Source organism: Microbulbifer sp. 2205BS26-8, assembly GCF_030731025.1.
Classification (GTDB): domain Bacteria; phylum Pseudomonadota; class Gammaproteobacteria; order Pseudomonadales; family Cellvibrionaceae; genus Microbulbifer; species Microbulbifer spongiae.
Map to the genome: position 1 here is coordinate 1 of NZ_JAVAMR010000042.1, position 19,140 is coordinate 19,140.

Annotated in this window: 15 protein-coding genes; 12 read left to right on the plus strand and 3 right to left on the minus strand. The window is 55.0% G+C overall.

From position 1 onward, the window contains the following. Nucleotides 1-148: 148 nt before the first annotated feature. The gene (gene nhaB, locus Q5Y71_RS13000; RefSeq protein ID WP_306042552.1) at nt 149-1,684 is read right to left on the minus strand and encodes a sodium/proton antiporter NhaB; all 1,536 of its coding nucleotides are present in this window, start codon (nt 1,682-1,684) and stop codon (nt 149-151) included. A gap of 332 nt (nt 1,685-2,016) precedes the next feature. On the opposite strand from nhaB, the gene Q5Y71_RS13005 reads away from it, so the two are divergent. The 8 genes from Q5Y71_RS13005 to Q5Y71_RS13040 all read left to right on the plus strand — a co-directional run bounded on the left by Q5Y71_RS13005 (nt 2,017) and on the right by Q5Y71_RS13040 (nt 10,510). Beyond that, nucleotides 2,017-3,783 (plus strand): hypothetical protein, encoded by a 1,767-nt coding sequence (locus Q5Y71_RS13005; protein WP_306042553.1) that lies wholly within the window; start codon nt 2,017-2,019, stop codon nt 3,781-3,783. A 13-nt stretch (nt 3,784-3,796) separates the two neighbouring features. Beyond that, nucleotides 3,797-4,651 (plus strand): NAD(+) diphosphatase, encoded by an 855-nt coding sequence (nudC, locus tag Q5Y71_RS13010; RefSeq protein ID WP_306042554.1) that lies wholly within the window; start codon nt 3,797-3,799, stop codon nt 4,649-4,651. Between the two features lie 6 nt (nt 4,652-4,657). Further along, a complete protein-coding gene (locus Q5Y71_RS13015) occupies nt 4,658-5,308 on the plus strand; it encodes a cation/multidrug efflux pump (protein WP_306042555.1) in 651 nt (216 codons plus the stop codon). 83 nt (nt 5,309-5,391) lie between these two features. Beyond that, the gene (sohB, locus tag Q5Y71_RS13020; RefSeq protein ID WP_306042556.1) at nt 5,392-6,543 is read left to right on the plus strand and encodes a protease SohB; all 1,152 of its coding nucleotides are present in this window, start codon (nt 5,392-5,394) and stop codon (nt 6,541-6,543) included. A gap of 306 nt (nt 6,544-6,849) precedes the next feature. After that, the gene (locus Q5Y71_RS13025; RefSeq protein WP_306042557.1) at nt 6,850-7,863 is read left to right on the plus strand and encodes a YhdH/YhfP family quinone oxidoreductase; all 1,014 of its coding nucleotides are present in this window, start codon (nt 6,850-6,852) and stop codon (nt 7,861-7,863) included. A gap of 282 nt (nt 7,864-8,145) precedes the next feature. Beyond that, complete coding sequence (locus Q5Y71_RS13030) at nt 8,146-9,417, plus strand: patatin-like phospholipase family protein (RefSeq protein ID WP_306042558.1); 1,272 nt, start codon at nt 8,146-8,148, stop codon at nt 9,415-9,417. Nucleotides 9,418-9,580: 163 nt separating this feature from the next. Further along, entirely contained in the window at nt 9,581-9,724 is a 144-nt protein-coding gene (locus Q5Y71_RS13035; RefSeq protein ID WP_306042559.1) for a hypothetical protein, read from the plus strand. A 36-nt stretch (nt 9,725-9,760) separates the two neighbouring features. Next, nucleotides 9,761-10,510: a DsbC family protein gene (locus Q5Y71_RS13040; RefSeq protein ID WP_306042560.1), complete on the plus strand. Its 750-nt coding sequence runs from the start codon at nt 9,761-9,763 to the stop codon at nt 10,508-10,510. 46 nt (nt 10,511-10,556) lie between these two features. On the opposite strand, the gene aspA is transcribed toward Q5Y71_RS13040, so the two are convergent. Continuing rightward, nucleotides 10,557-12,023, minus strand: coding sequence for an aspartate ammonia-lyase (gene aspA / locus Q5Y71_RS13045; protein WP_306042561.1), 1,467 nt, complete (start codon nt 12,021-12,023; stop codon nt 10,557-10,559). Between the two features lie 140 nt (nt 12,024-12,163). Further along, nucleotides 12,164-13,180 (minus strand): type I asparaginase, encoded by a 1,017-nt coding sequence (locus Q5Y71_RS13050; protein ID WP_306042562.1) that lies wholly within the window; start codon nt 13,178-13,180, stop codon nt 12,164-12,166. 362 nt (nt 13,181-13,542) lie between these two features. Here Q5Y71_RS13050 and Q5Y71_RS13055 point away from each other — a divergent pair, with 362 nt between their 5' ends. From Q5Y71_RS13055 to Q5Y71_RS13070, 4 genes are all read left to right on the plus strand, one after another. Next, nucleotides 13,543-14,877, plus strand: a complete 1,335-nt coding sequence (locus Q5Y71_RS13055; RefSeq protein ID WP_306042577.1) for a homoserine dehydrogenase — start codon at nt 13,543-13,545, stop codon at nt 14,875-14,877. Between the two features lie 86 nt (nt 14,878-14,963). Beyond that, a complete protein-coding gene (thrC, locus tag Q5Y71_RS13060) occupies nt 14,964-16,364 on the plus strand; it encodes a threonine synthase (RefSeq protein ID WP_306042563.1) in 1,401 nt (466 codons plus the stop codon). Nucleotides 16,365-16,413: 49 nt separating this feature from the next. After that, nucleotides 16,414-18,141 carry a single-stranded-DNA-specific exonuclease RecJ gene (gene recJ / locus Q5Y71_RS13065; protein ID WP_306042564.1) on the plus strand — a complete coding sequence of 576 codons (1,728 nt, stop codon included), beginning with the start codon at nt 16,414-16,416 and terminating at the stop codon, nt 18,139-18,141. Between the two features lie 80 nt (nt 18,142-18,221). Further along, on the plus strand, nt 18,222-19,133 hold the full coding sequence (locus Q5Y71_RS13070; protein WP_306042565.1) for a DMT family transporter: 912 nt from the start codon (nt 18,222-18,224) through the stop codon (nt 19,131-19,133). The last annotated feature ends 7 nt before the right edge of the window (nt 19,134-19,140 follow it).

The following is a 19,140-nucleotide window of genomic DNA, read 5'->3' on the forward strand; positions in this document are numbered from 1 at the left end:
ACCAAGTCTTTTGGCTTGCTAGAAATTGTTTCCAAATAATCTTTTCGGATTTCAACAGCCTGCTAGAGATCTCCGCAGTGTTGTTTATCATTCCCGGCGCGAGCATTGGGTCAGCCCTCGCTTGATCCGATTCCTTGTAAGCCTTGTCCTAGATAGCGTATATCACAGAAAGCAGTGCCACAGTGCTGAGAACAATGGTATAGGGCAGCGCCATCAGTACCATGCGGCCATAGGAGAGCCGGATCAGTGGCGCCAGCGCGGATGTCAGCAGGAACAAGAAAGCCGCCTGGCCATTGGGCGTCGCAACACTGGGCAAGTTGGTGCCTGTGTTGATGGCGACAGTCAGTTTGTCAAAGTGCTCCCGGGTAATATCACCCGCTGTAAGGGCCGCTTTCACTTCGTTGATGTATACCGTTGCCACGAAAACATTGTCACTGATCATAGATAGCAGGCCGTTGGCAAGAAACAGTAATGCAGGCTGCTGTTCGGGTTTTTGTGACAGGACAAAATGCGTTACCGGCTCGAACAGGTGCTGCTGGTGAATGACTGCCACGATGGCAAAAAAGACCACTAGTAGGGCGGTAAAAGGCAGTGCTTCCTCGAACGCGTGGCCGATACGCGCCTCTTGTACAATGCCGTTAAACGCGGTTAGGAGAACGATAATCATCAGACCGATAATACCAACCTCGGCCACGTGAAATGCCAGTGCGAGTACCAGCAATACGGCCACGATACCCTGTATCCAGAGTTCAGCCACCTGAAAGGGGGTGCGTTTTTTTTCCTCTTCGTGGGAGAACTGCATGATCACCTCCCGCACTGCCTGGGGCAGCTGGGCACCGTACCCAAACCGCTTGGTTTTTTCCAGAAGCACGCAGGTCATTAGTCCGGCCAAAAAAGTGGGAATTGTGACCGGGGCCATTATCAGGAAGAACTGCACAAACTCCCAGCCCGCTTTCTCCGCGATCAGCAGGTTCTGAGGTTCGCCCACTAAAGTACACACTCCCCCCAGGGCTGTACCTACGGCACCGTGCATGATCAGGCTGCGCAGATATGCGCGGAACTGGTCGAGATCTTCCCGATGATACTCCACTACGTGCTCGTCATTGGAGTGGTCATGGCCGTGGTGATGGTGGGGCTGTTGAGATGCGACCCTGTGATAGACTGCATAAAACCCTACTGCTACCGCGATTAAAACCGCAGTGACCGTCAGGGCGTCAAGGAACGCTGAAAGCACAGCGGACACTGTGCAAAACAGCAGCGACAGGATCGATTTTGATTTTACATGGATTAAGATCTTGGTGAAAACAAACAGCAGCAGGCTTTTCATAAAGTAAATGCCGGCCACCATGAACATCAGTAACAGTATTACCTCGATGTTATCTATCACCTCGTGATAAATCGTATCGGTGGTGGTCATCCCCATCAGGACTGCCTCAATGGCGAGTAGTCCACCCGGTTGCAGGGGATAGCATTTCAGGGCCATGGCCAGGGTAAAAATGAATTCACCAATCAATACCCAACCGGTGACAAAGGGACCGCTGACGTAAAGCACTAGGGGGTTCAAAAGAAGAAAGACGGCTATGGTCAGCTTGTACCAGTCCGGTGCTTCACCGAGAAAGTTACTGGCAAAAGCCCGGCTTAACCCGTTGCCTGAGGCGGTGAATGTGTTGTTGTATGTATTCATCAGTGGTTTCCCTGGTAACCCCATGGGTATAAGAAAGTTGGAGTGCCGGGTATTTTATGCCCTGCGCAGCAAGGGTAGGGCCTCAGCTACGGTATTCACACTCTCTGCATTCAAACCGTACGAATTGGTTACTTTTTGCACATAAGCGCAAAGGCACACCGCGGTAAACTGGAAAGTAGCAAACGCTAACGGGTTTGCGGGAAAATTCAAGTTATTTAGGCAGGGCGCAGCCGTGTTGGAGGATTTGTCGAGCATTCGATGGAAATTGTCTGTGGAAAGGTGGACTCTTTCTGCTATTGGTATAAATTGCTTTTTACCAAGTCAAATCCTGTATGTCTTGGTTGATTTTTATTCGATTACAGGAAAAATTCAGCGGTGCGGCAATGACTGAATTGCATACGATCAATATCACTTCTGTCAATGTGGTCAAAGAGGAGCTGGTTGTTGCGCTTGATAGCGCCGCTTCTCACCTGGACAAATTTGTCGCAGATACTACCCGCAAGTTGCCACTGGAGCAGTGTCTTGGCAACCTGAAACAGGTGAGCGGCGTACTGCAGATGGTGCAGCTGCGCGCCGGGGAGCTATTGGCCCAGGAACAAATTACCGCTCTGACGGAGGTTCTCGAAGAGCGTCAGCAGGCAAGTGAGGAGTTGTTGGAAGCCCTGGGTACCGGATTCTATGTTCTGAATCGGTATCTCGACTTTGTACAGAATCGTGCAATAGTTCGACAGGAGCTGCTGATTCCTTATATTAATCAATTGCGTGCGGCGCGCTCGCAGCCGCCAGTGCCCGAAAGCCATTTCTTTCGCTGCAAGGTGAATGCTCCGGTACCGGGCATGGATACTTCGGCGGTAATGTCTGAGGATTTAGGCAGCTTTGTACGCCGGTTTCGCCATATGTACCAGGTTGGTTTACTGGCGCTGTTGCGCGGCAAGCCCCGCGGCCCGGCTTATACCATGATGGCCCGCGCACTGGAACGCATTGCGAGTATCACCATGGGGCGTCCCAACGGGCGCTTGTGGCTGGTGGCAGGGACTGCTCTCACCGGTATGGCGGCCAGCGAAATGCGTATCAGCCGTTCCCGGGTGATGGTGTTCAGTTTGTTCGACCGCTGGTTGCGTGCCTTGCAAAAGGGGTCCGATACCGCCCTGGACCAGCCCGCGCCCCCAATTCTGCTGAAAGAATGCATTTACTGGCTCGCGCTCTCGAAGCCTGAGGGTACCGGTGCAAAGCTCCTTGAAGCCTTTGCAGCACAGCCGCTAGCCTATACAGAAGAGGAGCTCGAGCGGGAGCGTGCAAGCCTGGGCGGCCCGGCCGCCACCGCGATTTCAGCGGTGGCCAGCGCGCTGGATGAAGAGCTTTCCGGTGTGCGCAGGATGCTGGATGATATCGAATTGATCGGAGATTCCGCAGCCGACGAGACTGATGGCCTGGCCGTCACCTTGCAAAGGGTCGCGAGCACACTGCAGATGCTCAACTTCAAGCGCGTGGGTGCAAGTTTGAGCAGCGCCCTAGCAGAATACCAGAGTGCCGCTAGTGCCGCTAGTGCCGCTGGTGCCGGTGGCTCAACTGTGGATTCTGCGCTGCAAAAGCTGACAGGCCAGGTACTGATGGTCGATAACACGGTGCGTGCCCTGAAGCAGAGCGGCTCTATCGATCTGGATGAATACGGCCAGGCGGATATTGCCTTTGAACACAGTCAGCTGGCCGAGGCGGAAGTTGCCGTCCTGAAGGAGGCTGAGGCGGGACTTGCGCTGATCAAGCGGGCGCTCGCTGCCTACGCAGGTTCGGGCTTCGATCACGGACATATTCGCAATGTGTCTACCATACTCAACTCTGTTCGCGGCGGACTGATTGTGCTCAACCTGCGGCGTGCAGCTGCGGTTGTGGGGGGGCTGCTCAACTTTGTGGAAACCGTGGTCGACCGACAGGGTGCCCCACCGAATGTCGAGCAGCTGCTGGATACCTTTGCGGATGCCATTATCAGTCTCGAGTATTATCTCAACGAAGTGAAGCTGCACCGTCAAGCCGATGCCCAGTCACTGAATCTGGCAGTCGAGAGCCTGGCAGTACTTGGCTATCCCGTTGAGGCGGCATAAACAGGAGGCTTTTTTGGTTGAATTCTTTGCCCCTGCGGCGAATGTGTGGGCGGTACCGGAATTTTCCCGGTGTATTGTCGTGGCGGAGGGAATGATACTGTGTCGTGGCAACTGCTTTATTCACACAGCCGACCTGTTCCTGGCCGGGGAGGTCATTTCCCGCCATTACCTGGGTGAACTGGGAGGACAAAGCTGCGGGGTGCATGTTTTCTCCAGTCAACTGGAGATTAACGGGTATGACTGGCGCAACTTGCGCAGCCTGCTCACATCTGCGGAAGAACCGCTTTTTGCGCTGGCGGGACGCGCCCTGCAGGTTGCCCACTGGGATCGTGACCATCTTTTTTGTGGCCGCTGTGGCAGGGCTACCCAGTATCATCCATTCGATCGCGCGCGCACTTGCCCAAACTGCCAGCTGTCGGTGTACGCGCGGATTAGTCCCTGTGTTATTGCGCTTGTTATCCGCGGTGACCAGTGCCTGCTCGCTCGCCATGCGAATCGGCGCAACAGGACTTACACGGCTCTGGCGGGCTTTATCGAACCGGGGGAAAGTGCTGAGCAGGCGCTGGTGCGTGAAGTTCGCGAGGAAGTGGGGCTTGAGGTGGGCAATATGCACTATGTCGGCAGCCAGCCCTGGCCATTTCCGGGGCAGTTGATGCTGGGTTATCTGGCCGAGTGGGCGGGGGGAGAATCCTGCCCCAACCCCAGTGAGATAGAGACGGCACAGTGGTTTGACTATCGATCACTACCGGACATACCACCGCAACAAACCCTGTCAGGGCAACTGATCCGCACCTTTGCAGCGCAGGTAGCGGTCGGGGAGCGACCCTGGACTCTCCGAAGCTGTGCTGGATGGGGGACAAGGAGTTAACAAATTATGTATATCGCACTGGCCCTCTTTACCATCCTGCTGGCATTGTTGCTGGTTTTTTGGGGTGGGCGGGTATTGCTGAGTGGCCGTTGGCTGGCGGGATTTATCCGGGGCCTGGTTGGGTTGTCCTTTTTGGTGTTGGCCCTGGGTACCGTGTTGGTGGCAGCCGATGTATTCAGTTACCGCAACCTTGCGCGGGAGCACAGCGTCGGTACGGTATCGTTTCGAAAAGTTGCGAAGCGGCAGTTTGAAGTCAAATTTTCCGATGCAGATGGTATTGCGCAAACGTTTGAACTCCACGGTGATCAGTGGCAACTGGATGCGCGTGTGCTGAAATGGCAAGGCCCCCTGGCCCGCTGGGGTTTACAGCCGGCCTACCGATTGGACCGCCTCAGTGGCCGCTATCTGACCCTGCGGGATGAGCGGACCCAGGTGCGCTCGGTACACCAGATCAGTGGCAGTAACTATGGAATCGATGTGTGGCACTTTGTACGCAATCTGGGCAACCGCCTTCCATTTGTCGATGCCGTATACGGAAGTGCCACGTTTTTGCCCATGGAGGATGGTGCGGTGTTTGATGTTCGCATCAGTCACAGCGGACTGCTTGCGCGGCCGCTGAACCAGCGGGCAGTTTCTGCGCTGGATCATTGGCAGTAGAATAATGCGCTACTGGCTTGGTAATGTTGATTACCGGTCAATACATACATCCCTCAATCGCAAGATGGCAACCTGGAGCTTAAGTGGAATTTCTAATTGAATACGGCCTGTTTCTGGCAAAAATCGTCACTGTTATTGTGGCTCTGATGGTGTTAATTGGCTTTGTCCTTGCCAACCGGGAGCAACTTAGGGAGCGTCTTCAAGGACATATCAGTGTTACTCATTTGAATGACCGCTATGAACAGTTTAAGGAAACCCTGCTCGAAGCGGTCTTGGAAAAACACGAGTTTGCCCGGCGCAAAAAACAAATTGCCAAAGAGAAAAAAGCGCAGGAAAAAGCTCTGGTCAAAAAGCATAAGGCCGAATCCAAAAAGAAAGCTGAGAAAAAGGTTGACTCTGACAAAGTGGTTTCCGAGAAAGCGGAAATGGATTCACAGAACGGGCAGAAGGCCTCTCTTGGATTGGCCAGTGAGCGCAGGCGTATATTTGTCACGCATTTTAGTGGAGATATCAAAGCGAGTGCGCTTTCCCGGTTACGCGAAGAAGTCACTGCAATTTTGCAGGTGGCGGAATCCGGTGATGAAGTCTTGCTCTGCCTGGAGAGCCCCGGCGGAATGGTGGCCAATTACGGCCTAGCGGCAAGTCAGCTGGCGCGGGTGCGCAGCGCTGGAATACAGCTCACTATTGCAGTGGACAAGGTGGCCGCCAGCGGTGGATATATGATGGCTTGTGTGGCCGATCGTATCCTCGCAGCACCATTTGCAATGCTGGGCTCCATTGGCGTGTTGGCTCAGCTCCCCAACTTTAACCGGCTGCTCAAGCGTCACGATGTGGATTTTGAGCTGTTTACTGCAGGTGAGTACAAGCGCACGGTAACCATGTTTGGGGAGAATACCTCGGAGGGGCGGGAGAAGTTTCAAAGCGACCTTGAGGATATTCACGTGCTGTTTCAGCATTTCGTGAGTGAGTATCGCCCGAATCTGGATATTGCCAAGGTGGCTACCGGTGAAGTCTGGTTTGGTCAGAGGGCTCTCTCTCTCGGGCTTGTGGATGCGTTGAAAACCTCTGATGAGTACCTGACCCACTGTGCAGAGAGTGCCGACCTCTATCAAGTGGAATACAAGGAGAAGAAAAACATTGCCAAGAAAATGGGGTTGGCAGCGGAGGCAGGAATGGAGGCTGCACTGACCCGCCTTTTTTCCAAACTGGCCGCTTGGCGTCATCAAGCACAATAGAATGTATGTCGCGCCAGGGGGGGTGACCTTTGCATTGTTGGATCCCTAAGTCAGGCAGTTGCCGGATGCGAGCCTTGAACCACAAGAAACGCTGCGCGTTTGCGGCAGTATTTCTCAGTTGGTCATTTAGTGGGTCCTGGAGGATTTTATGATTGCTGGCTGCCAATGGAGTGACAGAAAGGGGTGCCCGTCTCACAGGCGGACTAGGCACAGATACCATTTTTCAGCCTTCAGAGATCTATGCGCAGCCTTTCCCGGGAGGGTAGCCTTTTGGCTAGAAAATAGAGAAGGTATGGAGACCGACAGATGGAAAATAACGGGGATCTAGTGTTCAGGGCCATTCAGATCGTGGAAGTTGCCGCTGGTAAATTTGACCAGTTGCTTGTCCAGAGGCATCTTTCTGACCTGCCGGACAACCCTCTGGTTATGGCGGTTTCCCACTCTTCGCTGAACTACAAGGATGCGCTTTGTGCATTCGGCAACCCCGGTATAGGGTGTGAATACCCTCACACGCCCGGCATGGATGCTATCGGTAAAGTGGTTGTAGACCACAGTGGCACCTTTTCCCGGGGGGATGAACTATTGGTAACCGGCTACGATCTGGGGATGCATACACCCGGAGGTCTGGCTGAGCGGATCGCGATTCCCCCGGGCTGGGCCTTGGTTTTGCCACAGGGACTCAATGCCAGGGAGTCTATGGCATTGGGTACAGCGGGTTTAACCGCCGCACTGTGTGTGGAGAAGCTTCTCGATTCCGGTGCCACTCCGCAGGATGGTGAGGTGTTGGTGACCGGGGCTACCGGCGGCGTGGGGTCTATTGCTGTTGCACTCCTGGCCAAGCTCGGTTTTCGGGTTGCTGCCGTGACCGGTAAGCTGGAGTCGGCAGATTTTCTTGCCGCGTTGGGTGCCTGGAAAGTCGTCGATCGAGAGACTCTGGCCCCGTTTGCCAGCAAAGCCATGACAAAGCCTCCTTGGGCTTGGGCGGTGGATACGGTGGGCGGGGAGACCCTCTTTAATGTTATCAAGTCGCTGGCTTATGGCGGCGGCGTCGCCGCCTGCGGCATGGCCTCCGGCGCCCAGTTTCATGCCAGTGTTTTGCCATTTATCCGACGTGGTATCAGCCTTCTCGGTGTGGACAGTGTGGCGTTGCCTATAGAGAAGAAGGCCGGTGTCTGGCACCTGTTTGCGGATCAATGGTCTATCGGTGACCAATTGAATCGTATTGCCGAAGATATCTCTCTTGGGCAGGTGCCGGAATATCTGGCCCGTCTTCACAGGGGGCATGGCATTGGTCGCTATGTTGTGGATATGTCCCTCTAAGACCGCGAAGGAATGTTTTGGAATATACAGTACGTCATGCTGAGCCTCCTGTTGATTATTTCCAAATGGCACAATGAATCTAGCGGAAATTGTTTTATCTGTGCCGTTGAGACAACTCAAAGTTGTTGGTATTTCAATAGGTTGCACCGTATTGCCCTGGAAGTCTTCGGTGCTAGAGGTACAACAACCAAAGCTAAAGGCAGTGTTTGTCTGTGCGCTTTTTTTTCAATAGTCTTGTAGCAGGTGTTGCTGGTTGCAGCCTGTTTTTCTCGGAAGAGCACATTGTCTAAAGGTAACAGCGAATCAATACCTCCCGGTCAGGACAGCGCACTGGTACTTTCCGGTGGGGGCGCCCGCGCGGCCTACCAGGCCGGGGTGCTCAAAGCCCTGGCAGAACTCGTGCCCAAAGATAACCCGAGGCCATTTACAATTATCTGTGGAACCTCAGCCGGTGCCATGAATGCGATGATGCTCGCTTCCCATCCAGGCACGTTTAAAGAGGCGGTTGACACTATGTGTGCGCTCTGGATGGATTTATGCGTGGAGCGAATTTATCGAACCAGTTGGCATAGTCTGCTGGGTAATTTGATTTCCATCAGCCGCTCGCTGTTTAACCAGGGTGTAGGGCGGGAGAAGCCCCTGGCGCTCCTCGACAACTCGCCATTACGCAAATTGCTTGAGGAGGAGATTGCCCTTGGGAATATCCAAAAAAATATTGATGCGGGTCACTTACATGCGGCTTGTGTGAATGCCCTCTCCTACAGTGAGGGTGAATCTGTCAGCTTTTTTCAAGCCGCAGAAGGGGTAAAGGGTTGGCAGCGGTTTCGGCGTTTTGGAGTTCCAACCCGGCTGACTACGGATCATCTGATGGCATCGGCTGCCATTCCCGCAATCTTTCCCGCAGTAAAAATTGATGATGTATATTTTTGCGATGGCGCCATCCGTCAGATGGCACCGATCAGCTCCGCGTTGCACCTGGGCGCTGGGCGCGTATTCATCGTTGGTGTATCCGATAACCGCTCACCGGTACACTGGGGCAGTCGGCGCAGCAGTGTCCAGCAGCACTCGCCATCCATGGCGCAAATAGTTGCTCAATTGTTCAATGCTGCATTCATTGACAGTCTGGAAGGGGACTTGGAACACCTAGACCGGGTTAACACATTGCTGGGCTCTGTTGATAAGGAGCACTATGTCCAGTTGGCCCCCCTGCGCCCGGTTGAGTCAGTGGTGATTGAACCTTCGCAGAGCCTCGGTCGACTGAGTGGCCGAAAGCTTCGATACCTGCCTTCCGCGCTGCGCTGGTTATTCCGTTCCACCGGTGCAACGAATGCTGGTGGTGGGGTTTCCGCGGCCAGTTATCTGCTTTTTGAACAACCCTATATCGAAGAGCTAATTGAACTTGGCTATCAGGATGCCATGTGGGAAAAGGATAAGCTGCGCCATTTCTTGCAACCTTTGCCTGGGGTGGCAGAGGAGCGAAAAGGCTTGTTTGGGGTGCGGGGAAAGGCCTCTGAGAAGGGCGCTGATAGTGGCTCCGGGCCTGTTGACCCTTGATGGAATAGCCCCGTCAGCGCAGGCAGAGGGGTGCCAGCGACTGACCGTTGTGGGATCCTCTGTCTACAGGCAGCCCATGGGGTTCTGTTAATCTGTCTGAGAAGACATCCTGGGGAAGCGTGCGGCTACTGGTGCCTTGGGCCTTGAGGGTCCAGGTACTTCCGTGGCAAATCGCTCTGCCAACCCCATAACGCGTGTACCAGAGCGTGGCTCCCCGCGCTGGAATATGTTAAAAAAGCGTCATCCAGACCGGATGCGCTGGAGAGATGCCATACTGGACTGGCTGGAACTGTATGCCGACTTGTGAGTCGAAGCCCATTAGGAATGTAAGGAGCTATCGGTAATGACGCTTATCAAGAAGCCATTGGCCCTCGTTGGTGCGCTGCTCAGTCTGCTGGCACCTGTGGCCCTGGCAGAAGTCGATCCGGAGGTTGCAAAAACCATCAAGGCTCGCCTCCAGGCCGGCAATCCCATGTCCTCTTATGGTGACGTGCGCGAGAGTCCGATAAAAGGCCTTTACGAAGTTGTGGATGGCAACAACAACAGCCTGTTTGTCACTGCAGATGGCAGCCATTTTATTTTTGGGGATTTATTTGAAGTGGATAGCGGTGGAAGGTTCGCCAACCTCTCTGAAGCGCGCAGGGCCATTCGCCGGTCTGAGGCCCTGGGTGCCCAAAGCGTTGAGGATATGATCGTTTTTTCGCCGAAAGGGAAGACAAAGGCGCGTATCTATGTCTTTACCGATGTGGATTGTGGTTACTGCCGAAAACTGCACCAAGATATGCCCGAATTGAACAGGCGCGGCATTGAGGTGCGATACCTGGCCTTTCCCCGGGCGGGCCTGCAATCTTTGGGCTACCGCAAACTGGCCACAGCCTGGTGCTCGGACGATAGTAACAAAACCCTGACAGCGCTGAAAAATCGCGAAAATGTACCCCTGAATGTGTGTAAAGACAATCCGGTTGCGGCGCACTTCAAACTGGGTAACGAGACCTTTGGCGTGCGCGGTACACCCACAATCGTATTGGAGGATGGTAGAGTAGCGCCCGGTTACCTGCCCCCGGCGACTTTGGTGAAAGAGCTGGGAATTTAATCTATTGTCCAAAGCGCCGACAGCCCTGGGCTGTCGGCAGTCTCGTTCAGGCCGGGCTCGTGTAGGATACCTTTCTCGGCTGGGTCATTTTCTCTGGTGCGAGGATATCAATGAGTTCCTCTTCACTGAGCAAACCTTCTCCAAGAATCAATTGCTTGACGCTCGCACCGGTAACCAGTGCCTGCTTGGCGATGCGGGTGGCATTCTCGTAGCCGATAAATGGATTGACTGCTGTGATCAGACCGATGCTATTTTCCACCATTTGCCGGCAGTGCTGCTCATTTGCGCTGATGTTGTTGACGCAGCGCTGGGTGAGGGTATGCATGGCCTGGGTCATCAGGCGTATCGACTGAAGCAGATTGAAGGCGATCACCGGTTCCATCACATTCAATTGTAACTGGCCGGACTCCGCTGCCATGGTGATAGTCAGGTCGTTGCCGATGACCTGATAGGCCACTTGATTGACCACTTCGGGAATGACCGGATTCACTTTGCCTGGCATTATCGACGAGCCGGGCTGCATGGGTGGCAGGTTTATTTCGTTCAGGCCGGCGCGGGGGCCGCTGGAAAGCAGACGCAGGTCGTTACAGATTTTTGAAATTTTTACCGCGATACGTTTCATCACGCCAGAGAACATCACAAAGGCACCGGTGTCGGAAGTGGCTTCAACCAAGTTTTCTGCACAGACAAAGTCAATCGAGGATATTTCTGATAGTGCCTTGACGACGAGTTGGCGGTACCCCGGATCGGTATTGATGCCCGTGCCTATAGCGGTGCCACCCATATTGATTTCCCTAAAGAGGGTTACCAGTTCTTTGACCCTGGCAACATCTTCGCGAATGGTTGCGGCAAAGGCGGCGAACTCCTGTCCCAGTGTCATAGGAACGGCATCCTGCAGTTGCGTACGCCCCATCTTTAAGATTCGAGCAAAAGTCACAGCCTTCTTATCGAATTCAATACAGAGAGCTTCCATGGACTGTACCAGATCATTGTAGCTGAGCAGTATGGCTAAGTTGATAGCGGTGGGATAAACATCGTTGGTAGACTGCGACAGGTTGACATGGTTGTTGGGGTGGACCACTGTGTAGGTGCCCTTTTTGTGACCGAGCAACTCCAGAGCACGATTGGCGACAACTTCATTGGCATTCATATTGGTGGAGGTGCCCGCGCCCCCCTGAATCATATCTACCAGAAACTGGTCATGTAGCTTGCCATCAATTATTTCATCGCAGGCTTCGGCAATGGCATCTTGTATAGCGGGTTCCAGGTAGCCTAATGCACCATTGGCCAGAGCGGCCGCTTTTTTGACCATCGCCAGGGCTTTGACCAGGCAGGGGAAGTGATTGAGGGCGATCCCGGTGATCTGGAAATTTTCCAATGCGCGCAGGGTCTGAATACCGAAGTACACATCGGCGGGTACATCGCGTTCCCCCAGTAAATCCCGCTCCCGGCGCGTCTCGCTATCAGTGCTGAATATGGGTGTGGATTTCAGGGTGTGAAAATTGTTTTTCATGCTGTTTCCTGTGTTCTCAGTGGCTGCACACGGACGTGTACGTAGATGCATTGAGGTATTTAAAAATCTGATCACCGGGCAGGTTGGGGGATTGTGTGGTGTGGGTTGCAATCGTCGCCCACCAGAAGTCCGCTGTCGGCTTAGCGGTAGAGGGGAGTGCACTCCCCGCACAGTGAGGTCCCCATCAATATTTTGATTTCGTCTGCGCTGTAGCGCATGGCCAACAGATGGTTGAGTTTCGCAAAACAGGCGATGCTGGTCATATCCAGGCCACTCACAACACCGCTGCGCAGCAGAGCAGAGCCCGTTGCATACTTGCCCAAATCCACCTGATTTTCCAGGCACTGGGAAACAGCCACACAAATAATGCCCGCTTCTGCCGCCGTTTTCAGTTGCGCTGTAAAGGCGGCGTTATTTGTGGGGGCGTTGCCAGTTCCGTAGGTTTCGATCACCAGCCCGCGGGGGCGATACTCGACGAGCTTACTGAGGAAAAGTGGAGAGATACCCGGAAACAATTTCACAAGTACTACCTTGCCATCTGCAGACTCGGGTGTTTGAAATTGCGGGCTGTTGACGGGGTCCAATAGCACATTGGGGTCAACACTAACCTGAATACCCACCTCTCCCAGGCTCGGGTAGTTGGGGCTGGCGAAAGCATCCAGTGAACCGGAACTCACTTTTACTGCACGGTTACCACGTAGTAATTTGCCGCTGAAGTAGAGACAGACTTCCTTGATATCCTCTGATCCGCTCAGCAACAGGGCCGCGATCAGATTGTTGTAGGCGTCGCTGCGCATTTCCCTCAGGGGAATTTGCGAGCCGGTTACCAGAACCGGCTTGTCCAGCCCCTGCAGGGCAAAAGACAATGCGGAAGCGGTGTAGGCCATGGTATCGGTGCCGTGCAGCACGACAAAACCCGTGTAATGGTTATAATTGTCGTGTATTTCTGCAGCGATGCGGTACCAGTCCTGCGGTTGCATATCGGCGCTGTCCAACAGCGGTTCGAGGGTCTGAAAATCGACCTGTGGGAGCTGATCAACAGTATCCTCAAGAAGGCGTTGCAACGCGCTCTCCAGATGCGCATCCGGCACATAACCGGATGCGCTGCGACGCATTCCCAGGGTTCCGCCGGTATACAGGATAAGGGTTTTCTTCATTACTCGACCGCTATCAGTGTTTCATTCAAAATGCCCCCCTTTTTTGGAGGCAGGCACAGTGGATGCAATTTCGCCGGTTGTTGGTATCTGGTGCCAGGAGATGCCTTTAAAGCATCTGCAGAGGATGGTACCTGTTTCAGGAGGGGTTTTAAAATGATAAAACTCTCGCCTAGCCTGTCCCCTGGCTGCTGGTGTAGGCACGCAATTTTATTGACTTTTTCTCTTTTCGCTCGGTAAGGTTGCCGATCCTTTGTAGATTTTAGTGGCATTTATTGCACGGGCTTTTGCACTGCAATTACCGTGTGTCGGGTCGTGAGGACGGGAGGAAAGTTGTGAGCGCAACAGTTGAAAGAGCTGCTCAGGTGAAGGGCCAAGAGGTTGCGGGGAGCCCCGCGCGCGCGGTGCGTATCGGCGTGTGCGGCCTGGGTACTGTGGGTGGCGCCACCATCAATGTCCTGGCGCGCAATGGGAAAGAAATCGCCGCGCGCTGTGGACGCGCAGTGATTATAGAGGAGGTCGGTGCTCGCCGCGATAATCCCGACTGTGATACCAGCCGGCTAAAAGTCACCCCGGATATCTTTGCTGTCGCCAACAACCCCGACGTGGATATTCTGGTGGAGCTGGTCGGCGGGACAGGCGTGGCGCGAGACCTGGTATTGACAGCCATTGACAATGGCAAGCATGTCGTTACCGCCAACAAGGCGCTGATTGCAGAACACGGCAATATGCTGTTTGAGTTCGCTGCCCAAAAAGGGGTCACGGTGGCCTATGAGGCTGCCGTGGCGGGAGGGGTGCCCATTATCAAGTCTCTGCGCGAGGGCCTTGCGGGTAACCGGATTCAGTGGATCGCCGGTATTATCAATGGTACTGGCAACTATATCCTCACGAAGATGCGCGAAAGTGGGTGCAGTTTTGCCGAGGCCCTGGGCCAGGCACAGGCTTTGGGCTACGCAGAGGCAGACCCTACCTTTGATGTTGAGGGGATAGACGCTGCGCATAAACTGGTCATTATGGCCTCCCTGGCATTTGCCATACCCCTGACTTTTGACAAGGTCTATACCGAGGGCATCAGCCGGATTTCCAGGGAGGATATCCACTACGCGGATGAATTGGGCTATCGCATCAAGCACCTGGGAATTGCCCGGCGCAGGGGCCAGGGGGTGGAGTTGCGTGTGCACCCGACCCTGATACCGCAACGCCGGCTCATCGCCAACGTCAACGGCGTCATGAATGCCGTCCTGGTGAGTGGCGATGCCGTTGGTCCCACCCTCTATTACGGTGCCGGCGCCGGTGGCGAAGCCACGGCCTCTGCCGTGGTTGCCGATATTGTGGATGTGGCGCGGACGCTTGAAGCCAGACCGGACCAGAGGGTGCCGCCGGCCGGTGTCGCGCTCCATGAGCTGGGTGAAACCCAGGTGCTGCCACAGGAGGAGGTAGTCACCAGCTACTACCTGCGGATCTCCGCTTGTGACAAGCCTGGTGTCATGTCGGAACTTGCCACTATCTTCAGTGACTGGGGCATCAGTATCGAAGCGTTGATCCAACATGAACCGCAGGAGGGTGAAAGGCTTGTGCCGGTGGTCATTCTCACCAGTCGCGCGAGAGAGGCCAGCCTGTGTGGGGCGGTCGCACAGATTCAGGCCCTGCATACCGTCGAGGGAGAGGTGGTGCGAATCCGTGTGGAAAGTCTCGGCTGAACCCGGCCAGTATGTCCTGGTCATGCCAACCCTTGAGGGTGGCCTGTGTTCATAACTCCCGCTAGATTCTGGGGCTAAAAACGATTGTGAAATATGTCAGTACCCGCGGCCGTGCGCCGTCACTTTCTTTTATTGATACTGTGCTCACGGGCCTCGCCACCGACGGTGGTCTCTATATGCCGGAGACATTGCCGCAGTTTTCCCGAGCGGATATTGCCGCTATGGGGATGCTGGATTATCAGCAGTTGGCATTTCGCATTATCCAGCCGTTTGTGGGTGAGGATCTTAGTGATAGAGCGCTGCGGGAGATTATCGGTCGCGCTTACCGACCGTTTCGTCACCGAGCGGTGGCGCCGCTGGTACAGACAGATACCAACGAATGGATACTGGAGCTTTTTCACGGACCGACTTTGGCCTTCAAGGATTTTGCCCTGCAGTTTCTTGGTCAGCTGTTCGACCACTTGCTGAAGAAGCGCGGTGAGCGCGTGGTGGTGATGGGGGCCACGTCAGGAGATACCGGTTCGGCAGCGATTGAGGGCTGCCGTCACTGCGAGAATATCGATATTTTTATCCTGCATCCCCACAAGCGGGTTTCCGAAGTGCAGCGCCGGCAGATGACCACGGTACTGGCGGACAATGTGTTCAATATTGCCCTGGAGGGCAATTTCGACGATTGTCAGAACATGGTGAAGGCCAGCTTTGCCAGCCAGTCTTTCCTGCCCGACGGGCGCCGCCTGGTGGCAGTGAACTCCATCAACTGGGCGCGCATTATGGCGCAGATCGTTTACTATTTTTATGCGGCACTGCGTTTGGGCGCGCCGCACAAGACAGTGAACTTTTCCGTGCCCACCGGAAATTTTGGTGATATTTTCGCGGGCTACCTGGCTCGGCAGATGGGATTGCCTATTGATCAATTGGTGATCGCCACCAATACCAACGATATTTTGCACCGCTGTCTCAGTGATAACGACCACACCCTCAAGCCCCTGGTGCACAGCCTGTCACCCAGTATGGATATCATGGTGTCGAGCAATTTCGAGCGATTGCTGTTTGATCTGTACGGGCGCAATGGCGCTGCTGTAACGGAGCTACTGGCGGATCGCAGTGCCCCTTTGCATTTGAGTGAGCAGGCCCTGGCACGAGCACGGCAGGTGTTTTCCAGCTATCGGGTCGACGATACGCGTACGGTAGTGGTGATCCGCGAGCAGTTTGCGGCCAGTGGATATCTGCTCGACCCCCACACCGCGATCGGTGTCGAGGCTGCACGGCGGGTGCGTCTCTCAGCCGAACAGCCCATGGTTTGCTTATCCACCGCGCACCCGGCAAAATTCCCCGAGGCTGTGGTGCAGGCGCTGCCACAAACCACAATTCCCTTGCCGGCCCATATGCAGGATCTGTGGCAGCGCGAAGAGCGACTCGAAGTACTGCCGAATAGCCTGTCCCGGGTGCAGGACTATATGGCAGCCCTGTTGTCCGCTGGGAATTAGTTACCGGTATCCGGTTCTGTTTGCCGGATTTGAATTTAGCTGAGAGACAATGAGTACAAGAATTCAGCGGCGGCCAGTGGATTTTTCCTCTGGCCGTTTTGCTTCTGATACGCCGAAAATCCTGCAGAGAGTGCTGCTAGGTCGTGGCATCGTCAGCGAAGAGGCCCTGGATCACAGCCTCTCCAGGTTACAGAAACCCGAGACAATGCGCGGCCTGGATACCGCCGTGACATTGCTGCTGGGGGCTGTCCGGGCCCGGCAGAAAATTGTGATTGTTGGGGATTTCGATGCGGATGGGGCCACCAGTTGTACACTCGGGGTACTCGCACTCAGTGCCATGGGGGCCCAGGGTGTGGAGTTCCTGGTACCCAACCGCTTCGACTTTGGTTACGGGCTGACTCCGGAAATTGTCGAGGTGGCCAGGGAATCTAGCCCGGATGTGCTGATTACGGTGGACAACGGTATCAGTAGTATCGACGGGGTGGCGGCGGCCAAGGCAGCGGGGATGACGGTGATAGTGACCGATCACCATCTGCCGGGCAGCGAGCTGCCGGATGCGGATGCCATTGTCAACCCGAACCAGCCGGATTGCGACTTCCCCAGTAAGCACCTCGCCGGTGTTGGCGTTCTTTTTTATCTACTCAGTCGCCTACGAACTGCCCTGCAGGCGTGTGGCTGGTTTGAGCAGAGCGCTATCGCCCCGCCGAATATGGCCGAATACCTCGACCTGGTGGCACTTGGCACTGTGGCGGATCTGGTACCGCTGGATCATAATAACCGCATACTGGTGCACCAGGGTATCGCGCGAATCCGCTCCGGTCGCTGCCGCCCCGGAATTTGTGCGCTGCTGGAAGTGGCCGGGCGCGACCAGCGCCGGCTGTCCACCACCGATATTGGGTTTATCCTTGGGCCTCGTATCAATGCGGCCGGGCGCTTGGATGATATCGGTACCGGTATTCGCTGTCTCCTGACCGGTGACACGGATGAGGCCCGTGTACTGGCGGGGGAACTGGATAGGCTCAATCGTGATCGCAAGGCGATAGAGCAGGGCATGCAGCGGGAGGCCCTGACAGCGCTGGAAGCGTTGCGTCTTGAAGGGGATATCCCCTGGAGCCTGTGCCTGTACGATGCCAACTGGCACCAGGGTGTGGTAGGTATTCTTGCCAGCCGTATCAAGGAAAAGTTTCACCGCCCGGTGATCGCCTTCGCCGAAGGTGACAACGGCCTGGTGAAAGGTTCCGCGCGCTCCATCCCCGGCCTGCATATCCGCGATGCCCTGAGTGATGTGGCTGCGGCCAATCCCGAACTGATCAGCAAATTCGGTGGCCATGCCATGGCTGCAGGGTTGAGCCTGCGGGCGGAAAATCTCGGTGTCTTTCGTGCCACTTTTGAGCTGGTGGTGCGTAACAGGCTCGATAAAAACCAGCTACATGCCGTGATCGACTCTGATGGAGAGCTGGATATCCGGGACTATAACTTGCAGACTGCAACACTGTTGCGTGCCTGCGCACCCTGGGGGCAGGCCTTTCCCGAGCCAATCTTCGATGGCGAATTCCTGTTATTACAACAGCGCATCGTGGGAGAGCGCCACCTGAAGATGGTGTTGTCACCGCCGCAGGCGCCACAGCTGGTGCTCGATGCCATCGCCTTTAATGTGGATACCAGTCTGTGGCCACAGGCTGTGCGGAGAGTGCGCCTGGCTTACAAATTGGACGTGAATGAATTTCGCGGGCGGGAGTCTCTGCAGCTGTTGGTGAACTTGTTGGAGGCGGTATAGGGATTGCCTTTTTCGAGAGCTGCGGGATCTATGGAGTTGCTCGTAGCTGTGATTAAAATATGTGATTGTAAGTGGGAATCGTGAAGCGCAAACAGATCCAAGCTGAAATCCTGTTGTTGTTGGCAGCCCTGTTCTGGGGTGTTGCCTTTGTGCCACAAAAAATGGCCATGACGGATATAGAACCGCTGGCGTTCAACGCCTGGCGCTTTATCCTTGGTGGCCTGATTTTGATTCCGGTTGTCTACTGGCTGTCCGCCCGCAGGGATGTCCAGCCCGGTGCAGTGGGCGGCAAGCAGGTCGATCACCGCTGGAGAGCCTGCTTGCCCGGTGGTGCTGTGCTTGGTTTCTGGTTGTTTCTCGGTGCGGCATTACAGCAGGTGAGCCTACTGTATACCACCGCCGGTCGCGCCGGGTTCATTACCGGTTTCTACTTGCTACTGGTGCCAGTGATCGGCCTGTCACTTGGGCATAAGACCAATCGCTGGACCTGGATGGGTACTGGCCTGGCCCTATTTGGTCTTTACTGGCTGGCGGATTTCAGCCAGGAGTCGCAGTTGGTTGGCGACCTGATGGTATTCGCCAGCGCCTTTGTGTTCGCCATCCAAGTACTGTCTGCCGATCACCTGGTGAAGCGCTACGATGCACTGCGTCTTGCTTGTATCCAGTTCCTGGTGTGTGGTCTGCTGTCGGCACTGGCATCGTTGTTGAGCGAGAAGCCGACACTGCAGTCGGCCTTGAATGCAGCCTGGCCTATCGCTTATATGATGTTTTTTTCCACTGCGCTGGCATTCACCTTCCAGCTGCTGGCCCAGCGCTACGCGGCACCTTCCCACGCTACGGTGATTATGAGCCTGGAGGCGGTATTTGCACTGGGAGCGGGTTGGTTGCTTCTGAATGAAGTGCTCAACACTCCCGAGTTGATCGGTTGTGGCCTGATGTTGGCGGGTATGCTGGTCAGTCATTACGGGAATCACAGCGGTACCCATCATTAGGGAATAC